We start from the raw sequence: 13,149 nt of genomic DNA, 5'->3' as shown, positions 1-13,149 counted from the left end.
GGGACGGAGGGAATTAAGTCGTTTGTGCACAAACGACTTAATTCCCTCCGTCCCCTTTTTCTCAGGCGGTACGCGCCAGCGCCAGCCGCAGCAGCCGCGCGTCCAGGCGTTCGGCGAAGTCTTTCGGTGCCTGCAGGCCCATGCGCTGCAGGTACACGGCATCGCCGTCGCCGGCCGGTTGCCGCAGCGCTGCCCAGACGGTGCGCAGCTTGTCGCTGCGGGTCTGCGTGTTGGCCTTCAGCCAGGCCAGCGCTTTGACCAGCACCTGCTCGATCTCGTTGAAATCGCTGCCCAGCGGGTAGTCCGGCAGGCTGCCATCGGCGCGGAATGGTGCCAGTGCCGCCGCCAGCGCCTGTGGCGTGTTGCGCTGCTGGCGCTCCGGATCCGGTTGCGCGGCCGCCAGCAGCTTGCGCGAGGCCTGTGCCTGCTGCAGCAGATCGCCCTGGAACGGCGCTTCAGTGATCGCGGTCATCGCATGCACGCAGTCTTCGTCGGTCAGGCCGCGCAGATCGGCGATGCCGTACTCGTTGAGGTAAATGTCGCGCAGGTGGCGCGGGATGGTGGTGTGGCCGTAGTTCCAGCGCACGTTGGATTCCCGGTGGCCCTTGTCATCGCGTGCGGCACGGAACATCAGCACGCTGCGCGCTTCCGGCAGGGCATGTGCCATCGCCACGAAGTTGTACTGGCCGCCCACGCCGGACACCACGCGTCCATCGTCCAGCGCGTCCGACACCGCCGCGCCGAGCGCGGTAGCCATCATGCAGGAATTGAAGAAACGCGCATGGCGGCGCTGCAGGCGCTCCAGTGCCTCGTTACCGCCATACAGCTGGTTGATCTCGCTGATGCGGCGCATGCCGATCGCACGGCATTCGTCTTCCGGCAGCGTGCGCAGCCACTCGTAGAACTCCGGTGAGCCCAGGTAGAACGCACCGTGCAGGTACTCGCCTTCGGCGGCCAGGGTGGCATGGTCGATGGACAGCGTGCTGCCATTTTCGATGCGTTGCATCAGCGCCAGGTCGTCGTGCACCTTGCGCTTGATCACCCCGGTCTGCACCAGCCTGCGGAAGCCCTCGTTGAGCATCTCGCTGCAGCCGTACAGTCCCACTTCGAACGGGTCCACGCCGCCGATCTCCTGCACCAGCGGGTGGCTGGCCAGCTGCGGATCAAGTGCATGCAGCACGCGGCGGTAGCGCGCGTTGTCGGTGTGGCGCAGCACCAGCGCATGGCTGAGCGCGTCGGCCAGCGTGCCGATGCCGATCTGCAGGGTGCCGCCGTCGCGCACCAGGGTGCTGGCATACAGGCCGATGGCGTAGTCGGCATCGCCGACCGGCTGCCGCGGCAGCCCGAACAGCGCCGGGTACGGTGGCGGTGGGGTGATCACCAGATCGAAGAACGACACATCGACCGTCGCCGAGCCGGCCAGGTAGGGCAGCTGCGGATCGATCTCGGCGATCAGCAACGGGCGCGGCAGGCCGCGCGCGGTCATCGCATCGAGCGTGTCCTGGGTGATGTCGTTGTTGCACGACAGCGAAAGCCGGCGGTCATTCGGCCGCATCGCCACCTTCTGCACGATCACCTGCGGTGCGCGCTGAGCGACCGCATCGGCGGCGTGGGTGTAGTTCAGGCTGGTATAGCTGGATTGCGCCTGCCGTGAACCGAGCAGGGCGCCGGACTGCATGTAGAACTCTTCCACCTGCACGTGCGCTGGCAATGCGTCGCGCGCGATAGCATCGGCATAGGCCAGGCGCGGGAAATCGTCGCCGAAGTGGCGCTGCGCAAACGGCGCCAGGAAGCGTGCCTCCAGGCCGTTGCCACGCGCCTTCGGCGGATTCAACGACAGCGCGGTATACAGCTGCAGCGGCCGTGAGGGATCGTGCTCGACGCGCGCATACAGGGCGTTGAGCAGCCGATGTGGCTTGCCCAGCGCCAGCGGTGCCCCGATCCGCAGCGGCCCGTCCACGCGCGCTAACAACCAGTCGACGGCGGCGTCCAGGTCGGTGAGGTGTTCGGTCATGCGTGGCGGTCCTGCGTGCGGGGGAGTGCGGGCATTACAGCATGTCGGGCTTGAACCGCCGTCGACGCGAGACTTCCACGCCGGACACCATGAACTGCCCGTCGCCGCGGTAATGCACCGTGCGCGGCAGTTTCGGCCGGGACGCAACATGGGCGCGCACGATCTCCCAGATGAACAGGTTGCTCGACGCCACCTGGCTGTCGTCGTACAACCGGCATTCGAAGTTCGAGTGGCATTGCCCGACCAGCGGCGCACCGACCTCGCGCGCGGGCAGCGCATCGAGCCCGAAACGGGCGAACTTGTCGACCTCGCGGCCGCTGCAGTTGCCGATGTCCACCACGGTATCGAGCAGTTCCACGCCGGGTACGTTGATCACGCACTCGCCACTGCCGACGGCCAGTGCATGGCTGTGGTTTTCATTCCACAGGTAGGTGGCGACCAGCGACGGCGAGAAGCCCATCACCATGTGCCAGCCCATCGTCATCAGGTTGCGCTGGCCGCGCCAGGCGGTGCTGACCAGCACGATCGGGCCGGGTTCGAGGAAGCGTCGGGCCTGCTCGACCGGGAATTCCTTCTTGGGAAGCGCTTTCATCCGAAGCCTCGGCCGGGAGGGCTCGATGCTGGCGCAAAGCCGATGAATCCGGAGTCGAGGGGCTTGACAGGAGGTTCGATTACGCGCGTAATCAGATTATCGATTACGGATGTAAACCATGACCCCGATCAGCGAAGCCGAAGCCGTTGTGATGGAGGTGCTGTGGCAGCAGGCACCGCGCAGCGCCGATGATGTGGTGGCTGCGCTGGCTCACCGCGACTGGGCCGAGCCGACCATCAAGACCCTGCTCAACCGCCTGCTGACCAAGGGCGCCATCGCCGCTGAGCGCGATGGCCGGCGCTATCTGTATCGCCCGCTGTTGCAGCGCCAGGTGTGGGTGGAGGCGCAGAGCCAGGACTTCATCGGCCGTGTCTTCGAAGGGCGCGTGGCGCCGCTGGTCGCGCACTTCAGCGAACGCGGCCAGTTGAGCGCACAGGACATCGCCGAACTGAAGAAGCTGATCCAGGAGCTGGACCATGACTGAGCTGCTCGGTGGACTGTGGCAGGCCAGCGTGTGGCTGGCGGCAGGCGTGATCATGCTGGCTGTGCTGCGTCCGTTGCTGCTGCGGCTGGGCGGCGTTGGACTGGCCTATCGCAGCTGGTGGTTGCTGCCGATGCTGCTGTTGGCGCTGATGCTGCCGCTGCCGCAGGTTGCGCTGTTGCAGCAGGTACCGACGTTGCCGCTGAAAGTGATGCCCGGTGCCATCGATGCGCTGAGCCGGCCGTCGCTGCCATGGGGTGGGCTGTTGCTGGCGCTGTGGGCGACGGGCGCAGGTGCCTGCCTGTTGCGCGACCTGCGCGCGCAGCGTCGCTTCGAACGGCGCATGGGCCAGCTGACGCCGCGCACCGATGGCAGCTGGCAGGCCAGTGGCGACCCCGGCCTGCCCGCGCTGGTCGGGTTGTGGCGGCCGCGCATCGTGGTCGGTCCTGACTTCGATCAGCAGTTCAGCGCGCAGGAACAGAGCCTGATCCTGCTGCACGAGCGCAGCCACCGCCGCAATGGCGATCACTGGGCCAATGGTGCGTTGCTGCTTATGCGTGCGGTGTTCTGGTTCCACCCGCTGGTGCCCTGGGCCGCACGCTGCTTCCTGCGCGACCAGGAACTGGCCTGCGATGCCCGCACCATCGCCCCGCAGCCTGCGCTGCGCGGGCTTTACGCCAGCACGCTGCTGAAGGCGCAGCTGGTCCACCCGGTTGCGCCAGCGGTCTGCCATTGGCGCAGCCAACCCGTGTTGAAGGAGCGTATCGCCATGTTGAAGCAGTCCAAGCGGAAGGCATTGCCGTGGGTATCGGGGCAGGTGCTGGTCGTCGGGTTGTGCCTGGGAATGGGCGCAGTAGCGTGGGCCAGCCAGGGCGATGCGATGGCTGGCCGCCCGGCAGCGGCGGTCATGGATCGGGAGATCCAGGTCGTCAAGATGCCACCGCCTTCCTATCCGAAATCCGCGGTCGAGGAGCGCCAGGTGGGCGTGGTGAACCTGCGCGTGGAAGTGGATGCCAGCGGCCAACCCACCGATGTCAGGGTGCTCAGTGCCACCAATCCGGGCGTGTTCGACGCGGTGTCGATCACCGCAGCGCGCAGCTGGACCTATCGGCCGGCGATGAAGAACGGCAAGCCGGTGGCAGGCGCAGTGAAGATTCCGATCACCTTTGCGATGGACAACAGCGAGGACGCCCAGTGAAGTCCGCGCCGCTGCTCGTGGTGGCGGCGCTGATGATGGGGTGTGCGAGCCAGGAACGGCTGGCCACCGTGCACACCCGCAGCGAGAATGTCGGCCACCAGCGACTGCAGCCGCAGGCGGGCGGTGGCAGTGGGCAGTTGCAGGCGTATTCGCTGGGTGCGACCGAGGGCTACCGGATGCCGCAGTTGTACGCGGCACCGGACCCGGAGGTCGGCGATCGTGACCCGCGTGCGGAACTGGCGCCGACCACGATCTGCCTGCAGGTGGTGGTTGATGCCAACGGCGTCGTCGAGCGCAGCCTGCCATTGACCGATCGCCCGGAGTGCGCGGCAGGTGCTGCGGGCGAGAATGCGCCCCTGCTGCAGGCTGCGCAGGAGGCCGTGGCGATGTGGAAGTACTCGTCCGCAGCGGTCTGCCACTTCGCGGCTGGCAAGGTGCCTGCCGACCGCGGTGACTGCCGGGGCGCCGAACGGGTCGAGCCGGTGGCGGTCACCCTGCAGTACGCCTTCACCTTCGAGATCGTGAAGGGCCAGCATGTGGTGCGCACGCAGGGAAAATGAACGCTCGCGGTCCGTGATGGAAACCGATGGCGCCGGGCTCTGCCCGGCGTACGTCAGGCCCCTCCCTGGATGTTGGCCTTCACCGCCGGTTGCATCAGCTTCGGTTCTTCCAGCGTGGCATCGCGGGCCTGGCGCACGCTGACGAACTCTGCCTCGGCCACGCCGTCATGCACGTGGATGTTGTGCGCGCGCTGTTCACCGATGGTGGTTTCGTTGGCGAAATCACGGCCCCCCGGGCCGTAGTCGTGGCAGACGAAAACCCGGGTGGTATCGGGCAGCGCCAGCAGGCGCTGGATCGAGCGATACAGCTGCGCGGCATCGCCACCCGGGAAATCGCAGCGTGCGGTGCCGCCGTCGGGCATGAACAGCGAATCGCCGGTGAACAGCGCATCGCCGATCAGGTAGGCGATGCTGTCGCTGGTGTGGCCGGGCACGGCGATCACCTGTCCTTGCAGCTCGCCAATGGCAAAGGTTTCGCCGTCGCTGAACAGGTGATCGAAGATCTCATCGGCGGCCGGAAGCTGCAGGCCATAGCGCGGCGCGAACGTGGCTTGCACCGCGCGGATACCTTCACCGATGGCCAGCGTGGCCTGCGGGAAGCGCTGCTTGAGCCGGCGCCCGGCCGACACGTGGTCCGCATGGGCATGGGTTTCCAGCAGCCAGCGCAGCTGCAGGCCTTGCTGTTCGATGGCCTGCAATGCGGCATGCAGCGGCGCTTCACTGCTGGCGTCGGTATCCGGGTCGTAGTCCAGGACCGGATCGATCAGCGCCGCATCACCGCTGGCCGGATCGCTGACCAGGTAGCTGAAGGTATTGCTGTCACGGTGGAAGAACGACTGCACCTGGACCGGCATCGGAACTCTCCTCAGCGCGTGCCGAGCACGCGGTTCAGCAACTGCGCCAGGTTCTCGCCGGCCAGTCGCAGCTGCGCTTCGGCCAGCGGCCGGTAGCGCTCGGTGTATTCGTCACCGATTTTACGCGTGGCCGGATAAACGCCAGCTTGCATGGAAATGCGGCAGCTGGCCTCGGCCCAGGTCTGTGGGTCGCGCTGCGGGTTGGACTGGCGCGCCAGCTTCGGCGCGCGCTGGCTCTGCAGCAGCGGCAGGTAGCCGGCGTCGTCCAGCTTGCGGGTGTTGAGCATGCCGCTGTCCCACAGCGAGTGCAGGTTGGTACCGCGGTTGCCGAACTGCAGCTGGAAATCGTTGCCGCCCTTGTCATGAGCGTAACCGGCATGCATCGGCTGGTGGATGTCGCCGACCAGGTGCACGACGAACTTCAGTGCCTGCAGGCGCTCGCCATCGGTCAGGCTGCGGTCGCCCAGGATGGCGCTCTGTGCTTTCAGGGCCTCGACGATGCAGTTGCCGTTCCTGCAGTGCTTCGGTGCTTCGTAATGGCAGTCGTCTTCGGCGATGTTGACGTAGTGCCAGCCGGCCGAACGACGGCCCAGGCCGGGGTCCTTGGCGCGCAGCTGGTCGGCCCACGGCGCGATGCTGGCCAGGGTGGCGTCCGCTTCGGTGGCCAGCAGGCGGTCCACTTCGGCGCGGGCGGCGGGGTTGAGGCGGGCGTCGGCGACTTCGGCAACCAGGCGGTGGCCTTGCGCGCCCCAGGCATGGGCGGGGGCGGAGACGGACAGCAGGGCCGGCACCAGGGTGGCGGCGAGGAACAGGGAGTGCAGGGCTTTCATGCACATATTCTAGCGGGGTAGGTGGATTGAAGAGCGGCGCGTTGCTGTCTGCTGGGGGCTGGCTGCAGGGGCTGGCGCTGCGGGACACGTTGCAAGTACGTCCCTGTAAGCTCGTCCGCGGCATTCATGCCGCGGACGGTCCCGCAGCGCCTGCCCCTGCAGCCCCATCCAACATGGCTGCGGAGGCGGATGCAAACGTCAAAGGCAACATCAAGAACAAATGCAGGATCAAAATCCGCCTTTTGCAATTGCAGGCAACCATTACGCCTCGGATGTACAGGCTCTGCTCCCCGCCTCGCCCCAGCTCCGGAACCGCTTCAGTCCCAGGCACAAAAAAGCCCCGGCAATCACCGGGGCAACATGCTGCGAGGGTTTTGCGTATAGCGGGGGAGCGGGGGGCGAAGCCCCCCGCACTCAACACACCGCTTTAGAACTTGAAGACGTACGAAGCGCCGTAGACCAGCGGATCGATGTTGACGGTGCCGATCTTCTCGCCGTTCAACTTCACCTTGCTGTCGATGTCGATCCAGCGCATGTCCACGCGCAGGGCGCCCTTCTCGCCGATCGCGAAATCGATGCCCGCATGCGCGGCCAGGCCCCACGAATCCTGCAGCTTCAGCTTGCTGCCGGCCAATGCACCGGTGGTATCTTCGCTGAAGAAGGTGGTGTAGTTCACACCTGCACCGACGAACGGCGACACCTTGCCCTTGCTGTTGAAGTGGTACTGCAGGGTCACCACCGGCGGCAGCTGCTTGGTGCTGCCGACGCGGCCCAGGCCGTTGATGTTGATGTCGTGCTTGAACGGCAGCGCGGCCAGCACTTCGATGCCCAGGTTGTCGGCGATGAAGTACTCGCCGGTGATGGTCGGCTTGACGTCGTTGTCGACGTCGACCTTCAGGGTGCCGCCGGCCAGCCAGCCGTTGTTCGACTTCGGCGCCACCTGGTGCACGCCGGCCGAAACGGTCCAGTCGCCCTTGGACTGGGCCATGGCCGGGGCGGCGGCGAGGGACAGGGCGGCGGCCAGGCTGGCCACGATCAGGGAGGAGGTCTTGCGCATGGGGGTGTTCTCGTTGCTGGGTGGATGGCGACAGTCTCGGCCTCACGCCGCGCTAACGCTTTGATCCGGATCAAATCCTGTCCGCCGACCTGCTGGCGGCCCGGCCTGGCCCACGGTGGCCAGCCCCGGCCTGCTAGACTTGTGGGCCCTATCCATCCCGCCGCACCCGTCGCGGCTGCAGGAGCTTGAGAAATGGCAATCAAGGTTGGTATCAACGGTTTCGGTCGCATCGGGCGTAACGTCCTGCGCTCGGCGGTGCTGAACTTCGGCGACGACATCGAAATCGTGGCCATCAACGATCTGCTGGAGCCGGATTACCTGGCCTACATGCTCAAGTACGACTCCGTGCACGGCCGCTTCAAGGCCGACGTAGCGGTGCAGGGCAACGACCTGCTGGTCAACGGCAAGAAGATCCGCCTGACCCAGGAACGCGACCCGGCCAACCTGAAGTGGGACGAGGTCGGCGCCGACGTGGTGCTGGAAGCCACCGGCCTGTTCCTGACCAAGGAAACCGCGCAGAAGCACATCGATGCCGGCGCCAGGAAGGTCATCATGTCGGCCCCGTCGAAGGACGACACGCCGATGTTCGTGTTCGGCGTGAACGACAAGACCTATGCTGGCCAGGCAATCATCTCCAACGCGTCGTGCACCACCAACTGCCTGGCTCCGCTGGCCAAGGTCATCAATGACAAGTGGGGCATCAAGCGCGGCCTGATGACCACCGTGCATGCGGCCACCGCCACCCAGAAGACCGTCGATGGCCCGTCCAACAAGGACTGGCGCGGCGGCCGTGGCATCCTGGAAAACATCATTCCCTCGTCCACCGGTGCGGCCAAGGCCGTCGGCGTGGTCATCCCGGAACTGAACAAGAAGCTGACCGGCATGAGCTTCCGCGTCCCGACCTCGGACGTGTCGGTGGTCGACCTGACCGTCGAGCTGGAGAAGGAAGCCACCTACGCCGAGATCTGCGCTGAAGTGAAGGCACAGAGCGAAGGCGCGCTGAAGGGCATCCTCGGCTACACCGAAGACAAGGTCGTGGCCACCGATTTCCGCGGCGAGACCTGCACCTCGGTGTTCGACGCCGACGCCGGCATCGCCCTGGACGGCACCTTCGTCAAGCTGGTGACCTGGTACGACAACGAGTGGGGCTACTCCAACAAGTGCCTGGAAATGGCCAAGGTCATCGCCGCCAAGTAAGGCCGGTGTAGATCGCAGACGGACCCCGGCCTGGCCGGGGTTCGTCGTTTATGGGACCCACCCTGTCGTAGCATGGGGCGGTCGACCGCCGCCGCTGGGGCGCGGGATCGCATTGGAAGCACGCAATGGAAGCACTGATAGCCCTGGTCGTACTGGTTCTTCTGGCCATTCCGCTGTTGCTGGTGGTCGCGCTGGTGATGATTGCCGGCCTGCGCCGCCGCGTCGCTGCGCTGGAAAGCGCGATGGCCGCCGCGCCGGCCGCCGTCAGGCCGGCCGCCACCGCACCCGCGCCTGAACGGCCTGTGGCCGCACCTGCTGCCAGCGCCGATCCACCGTTCCTGCGGCCGGCCGCCGCTGCTGCTGCGCCTCAGCCCCCGCAGCCACCGGTGCGCGAAGCAACGCCCACCGAGGTGCCTGTCCCCCGTCCTGCTGCGCCACCGCCGGTGCCGCCGGTGCCGGTGCAGCCGCCGCTGCCTTCCGAACCGGAACTGCCCAATGTCATCGAGCGTGGCATCGGTGCGGTCAAGCGCTGGTTCACCGAAGGCAACGTGCCGGTCAAGATCGGCATGCTGGTGCTGCTGGCCGGTGTCGCAGCGCTGCTGAAGTACGTCAGCGACCAGGGCTGGCTGGTGCTGCCGATCGAACTGCGCCTTGCCGGCATCACCGTGGCTGCGCTGGGCCTGCTGGCCTTCGGTTGGCACCAGCGTGAACGCCGGCGGCTGTTTGCCCTGGCGCTGCAGGGCGGTGCCATCGGCGTACTGCTGCTGACCATCTTCGCGGCGTTCAAGCGCTTCGACCTGATTCCGCCGGCCTTTGCCTTTGCCAGTTCGATCGCACTTGTGGCCGGGCTGTGCGTGCTGGCGGTGGTGCAGAACTCGCGCACGCTGGCCGTACTGGGCATCCTGGCCGGCTTCATGGCACCGCTGTGGCTGTCCACCGGCAGTGGCAACCACGTGGGGCTGTTCAGCTATTACGCCGTGCTCAATGCGGGCATCTTCGCCATCGCCTGGTTCCGCCCGTGGCGCGCGCTGAACCTGCTGGGCTTCGCCTTCACCTTCGGCATCGGCACCTTCTGGGGCGTGCTGCAGTACGCACCGGACAAGTTCAGCAGCACCGAGCCGTTCCTGGCGCTGTTCTTCGTGTTCTACCTGCTGATTCCGCTGCTGTACGCGCGTCGCCAGCCGGCCGGCCGGCGCGACCTGATCGATGGCAGCCTGGTGTTCGGCACGCCGCTGGTCGCGTTCTCGCTGCAGGCAGGCATGCTGCACGCGCAACCGATGACGCTGGCACTGTGCGCGCTGGGCCTGGCGGCGATCTACGCGGTGTTGGCCCGGGCGCTGATCGCACGTGCGTCGTACACCGTGCTGGCGCAGTCGCATGCCGTGCTCGCGGTGGGTTTCGCCACGCTGGCGGTGCCGCTGGCATTGTCGGCGCGCGCCACGGGCGCCGTGTTTGCACTGGAAGGCGCTGGCCTGGCGTGGTTGGGGCTGCGCCAGAAGCGGTGGCTGCCGCAGGTCTCCGGCGCGTTGCTGCAGATCGGCGCCGCATTCGCCTTCGTTGCCGGTGGCGACCACTGGCACGAAGACCTGCGCTTCCTGATCAACCCGACCGCCGTTGGCGCGCTGTTGCTGGCCCTGGCCGGCTTCGCGTCGGCGTGGAGCTACCAGCGCAGGCCGCGTCATGAGGTCGCACTGGTGTATTACCTGTGGGGCCTGCTGTGGTGGCTGGGCGGCCTGGTCCATGAGATCACCCGCTTCTTCCCGTACCGCACCGAAGTGGACGCGTTGCTGGTGCTGGCCGCGGTCACTGCCTGGCTGGCGGCCGAAGCGCAGCGTCGCCAGCCGGCGCGTGCGCTGGGCGTGACCGCGCTGGCCATGCTCGCGCTGGGCTTCCCGCTGGCCCTGATGCAGAGCGATGCACACCACCAGCCGTTCGCCGGCCACGGCGCGCTGGCCTGGGCGGTGTTCGCGGTACTGGGCGTGCGTACCCTGCTGTGCCTGCGCCAGGGCGGCGATACCGTGGCCCGCATCGCGCAGTTCCTGTGGTGGCTGCTGTGGCCGTCGCTGCTTTCGTTGCTGGCCTTGTGGGGTAGTGGCGAGGCCGGCCTGGCGCAGGGTTGGACGACCCTGCTGGTGACCTTGCCGTGGCTGCTGATGGCGGCGCTGTCGCTGTGGCGCTGGAACGCATTGCGCTGGCCGCTGGGCGCGGCATTCGACAGCGCGCGCGTCCCGCTGCAGTGCGTGCTGTTCGGCCTGCTGGCGATCGGTTGGCTGCTGGGCCAGCTGCTGCCGGGCGACGCCGCACCGCTGCTGTGGCTGCCGGTGCTGAATCCGGCCGAGATCGGCCAGTGGCTGAGCCTGCTGCTGCTGGCGCGCTGGCTGTACGGCAGTGAGGCACCGCAGGCATTGCTGAACATCCGCATGCCGCTGCTGGCACTGGCGGCCTTCCTCGCGTTGACCAGCCTGGTGCTGCATGGCGTGCACCAATGGGGTGGACTGGCGTGGAATGCCTCGATGATGCGCTTCAGCCTGGCGCAGACCAGCCTGACCGTGTTGTGGAGCGTGCTGGGTGTGATTGCCTGGGTGTGGGGTTCGCGTCGCAGCCAGCGTGTGTTGTGGATGGTCGGTGCCGTGCTGATGGGCGTGGTGCTGGCCAAGCTGGTTATTGTCGATCGCCAGCACCTGGGCAACCTGCTGGGCATCGCATCGTTCATCGCCTACGGCCTGCTGTGCACGGTCGTGGGTTATCTGGCACCGGCACCGCCAAGCGCGGCGCCGACCGTGGAGGAAACGCAATGAGGAAGTGGAGCAGGGCGCTGCTGCCGGCGATGTTCGGCATGCTGGCCGCCGTCGTGGTACAGGCGGCTGATTACCGCACGCAGTATGCCGAGCAATGGCCGCTCACATTGTCCAGTGCGCAGTCCGGTGCCTACCGTATCGTGCTGGAGCCGGCGATCTACCGCCGTGCCGTGACCGCCGATCTCAGCGATCTGCAAGTGTTCAACGCGGCCAGCCAGTTGTTGCCGTCGGCACTGCTGGCGCCGGACCAGCCGCTGGCGCAGTCGCCGGTGCAGCGTGAACTGCCGTGGTTCGTGCTGCCGCCGCTGGCCGATGCACAGCGCAACGACCTGCAGCTGCTGACCGAGCGTGATACCGATGGGCGCGTGCGCCGGGTCGAAGCACGGGTGGGTGGCGGGGCTGGGTCGAGCGGGCAGGGCGGCTGGCTGATCGACGCCAGCATGCTCGATCAGCAGCCGCTGGCGGCACTGGTGCTGGACTGGAACGACAGCGGCCAGCCGCTGCAGGTGCAGGTGCAGCTGGATGCCAGTGACGACCTGCAGCACTGGCGATCGATTGGCCGCGACGTGCCGCTGGTGGATCTGCAGCGCGCCGGCAAGCGCCTGCTGCAGCGCCGCCTGCAGGTGGACGGCGCTGCACGCTACCTGCGCATCCTGGCGCAGGGCGACTCGCGCCTGCCGACCCTGCGCGGCGTACTGGCGGAACTGCCGCCAGCTCCGGCCACGCTGCCCTGGGAATGGCTGTCGCTGGAGCCGACGTCGTCGGGCAAGGGCGAGTACACCTTCGAGATGGATGGCCGGTTCCCGGTGGCACGTGCCGATGTCGCCAGCACCGATAACAGCCTGGTGCAATGGACGCTGTTCAGCCGCGATGACGAGAGTGCGGAATGGCAACGTCGCAGCGCGCCGTGGATCGCCTACCAGGTGCAGCAGGGCACGCAGGGCCAGCGCCAGCAGTCGGCGGCACAGCCGCTGGGCGGGGTGCACCGCGACCGCTACTGGAAACTGGTGGCGAATCCGGCGGAAACCGCCACCGCGCCGACGCTGCGCCTGGGTTACCAGCCGGAAGTGCTGGTGTTCCTGAGCCAGGGCGCGGCGCCCTACGCACTGGCGGTGGGCAGCGCGACCGCGCGCCGCACGGACGCACCGATCGGGGTGCTGATCGAGGAACTTCGGCAGCGCAACGATCCTTCGTGGCAGCCAACACTGGCGCGCCTGGAAGGCAGCCCGGAGCCGCTGGCCGGCGATGCGGCGCTGAAGCCGCAGCGCGATTGGAAATCGTGGTTGCTGTGGGCGTTGCTGGGCCTGGGCGTACTGGTGGTGGGTGGCCTGGCGCTCAGCCTGCTTCGGCAGAAGCCTGCGCCTTCGGAATAGGTTCCAGCGAACGGCGCAGCCCCTCGTGGGTGGGATTGGTCGTGTAAAGCAACAGCCGCGCTTGGCCGGGCGGGTGGGCTTGGCAGGGGACGCCGTGAATCCGTCCCTGGAGGCTTAGCCGCGCCATCCATGGCGCGGATTGATCTGGCCCCCTGAAAACGGACGCCATGAAGCCGTTTCAGGCGGCAGCCCGGA

11 protein-coding genes are annotated in these 13,149 nt (G+C 67.2%); 6 read left to right on the top strand and 5 right to left on the bottom strand.

Annotation, left to right across the window (positions count from 1 at the left end):
* Nucleotides 1–61: 61 nt before the first annotated feature.
* A complete protein-coding gene (locus PEM_RS13715) occupies nucleotides 62–2,014 on the bottom strand; it encodes an acetyl-CoA hydrolase/transferase C-terminal domain-containing protein (protein ID WP_111128043.1) in 1,953 nt (650 codons plus the stop codon).
* A gap of 34 nt (nucleotides 2,015–2,048) precedes the next feature.
* Nucleotides 2,049–2,606, bottom strand: a complete 558-nt coding sequence (locus PEM_RS13710) for a flavin reductase family protein (protein ID WP_065179076.1) — start codon at nucleotides 2,604–2,606, stop codon at nucleotides 2,049–2,051.
* Nucleotides 2,607–2,724: 118 nt separating this feature from the next.
* Here PEM_RS13710 and PEM_RS13705 point away from each other — a divergent pair, with 118 nt between their 5' ends.
* Genes PEM_RS13705 through PEM_RS13695 form a run of 3 tightly spaced genes read left to right on the top strand, consistent with a single transcriptional unit; the run spans nucleotide 2,725 to nucleotide 4,845 of the window.
* Nucleotides 2,725–3,090 (top strand): BlaI/MecI/CopY family transcriptional regulator, encoded by a 366-nt coding sequence (locus PEM_RS13705; protein ID WP_111128041.1) that lies wholly within the window; start codon nucleotides 2,725–2,727, stop codon nucleotides 3,088–3,090.
* Entirely contained in the window at nucleotides 3,083–4,285 is a 1,203-nt protein-coding gene (locus PEM_RS13700) for a TonB family protein (protein WP_111128040.1), read from the top strand. Before PEM_RS13705 ends, PEM_RS13700 begins: the two co-directional genes overlap by 8 nt.
* Entirely contained in the window at nucleotides 4,282–4,845 is a 564-nt protein-coding gene (locus PEM_RS13695) for a hypothetical protein (protein WP_069139291.1), read from the top strand. Before PEM_RS13700 ends, PEM_RS13695 begins: the two co-directional genes overlap by 4 nt.
* A 53-nt stretch (nucleotides 4,846–4,898) precedes the next feature.
* Here PEM_RS13695 and PEM_RS13690 read toward each other — a convergent pair whose 3' ends face one another.
* The 3 genes from PEM_RS13690 to PEM_RS13680 form a co-directional block, all read right to left on the bottom strand.
* Nucleotides 4,899–5,699, bottom strand: coding sequence for an MBL fold metallo-hydrolase (locus PEM_RS13690; protein ID WP_069139292.1), 801 nt, complete (start codon nucleotides 5,697–5,699; stop codon nucleotides 4,899–4,901).
* Nucleotides 5,700–5,710: 11 nt separating this feature from the next.
* Nucleotides 5,711–6,529, bottom strand: coding sequence for a S1/P1 nuclease (locus PEM_RS13685; protein ID WP_065185306.1), 819 nt, complete (start codon nucleotides 6,527–6,529; stop codon nucleotides 5,711–5,713).
* A 427-nt stretch (nucleotides 6,530–6,956) separates the two neighbouring features.
* Nucleotides 6,957–7,586: an OmpW family outer membrane protein gene (locus tag PEM_RS13680; protein WP_005418891.1), complete on the bottom strand. Its 630-nt coding sequence runs from the start codon at nucleotides 7,584–7,586 to the stop codon at nucleotides 6,957–6,959.
* 192 nt (nucleotides 7,587–7,778) lie between these two features.
* On the opposite strand from PEM_RS13680, the gene gap reads away from it, so the two are divergent.
* The 3 genes from gap to PEM_RS13665 all read left to right on the top strand — a co-directional run bounded on the left by gap (nucleotide 7,779) and on the right by PEM_RS13665 (nucleotide 12,954).
* The gene (gene gap / locus PEM_RS13675; RefSeq protein WP_005418885.1) at nucleotides 7,779–8,783 is read left to right on the top strand and encodes a type I glyceraldehyde-3-phosphate dehydrogenase; all 1,005 of its coding nucleotides are present in this window, start codon (nucleotides 7,779–7,781) and stop codon (nucleotides 8,781–8,783) included.
* Nucleotides 8,784–8,908: 125 nt separating this feature from the next.
* Nucleotides 8,909–11,581, top strand: coding sequence for a DUF2339 domain-containing protein (locus PEM_RS13670; RefSeq protein ID WP_065185304.1), 2,673 nt, complete (start codon nucleotides 8,909–8,911; stop codon nucleotides 11,579–11,581).
* Nucleotides 11,578–12,954, top strand: coding sequence for a DUF3999 domain-containing protein (locus PEM_RS13665; RefSeq protein WP_065197135.1), 1,377 nt, complete (start codon nucleotides 11,578–11,580; stop codon nucleotides 12,952–12,954). Before PEM_RS13670 ends, PEM_RS13665 begins: the two co-directional genes overlap by 4 nt.
* Nucleotides 12,955–13,149 lie beyond the last annotated feature (195 nt).

This window comes from Stenotrophomonas sp. Pemsol, assembly GCF_003586545.1.
Taxonomy (GTDB): Bacteria; Pseudomonadota; Gammaproteobacteria; order Xanthomonadales; family Xanthomonadaceae; genus Stenotrophomonas; species Stenotrophomonas sepilia.
The sequence above is the reverse complement of the archived record's forward strand: the minus strand, read 5'-3'. Positions and strand labels throughout refer to the sequence as shown.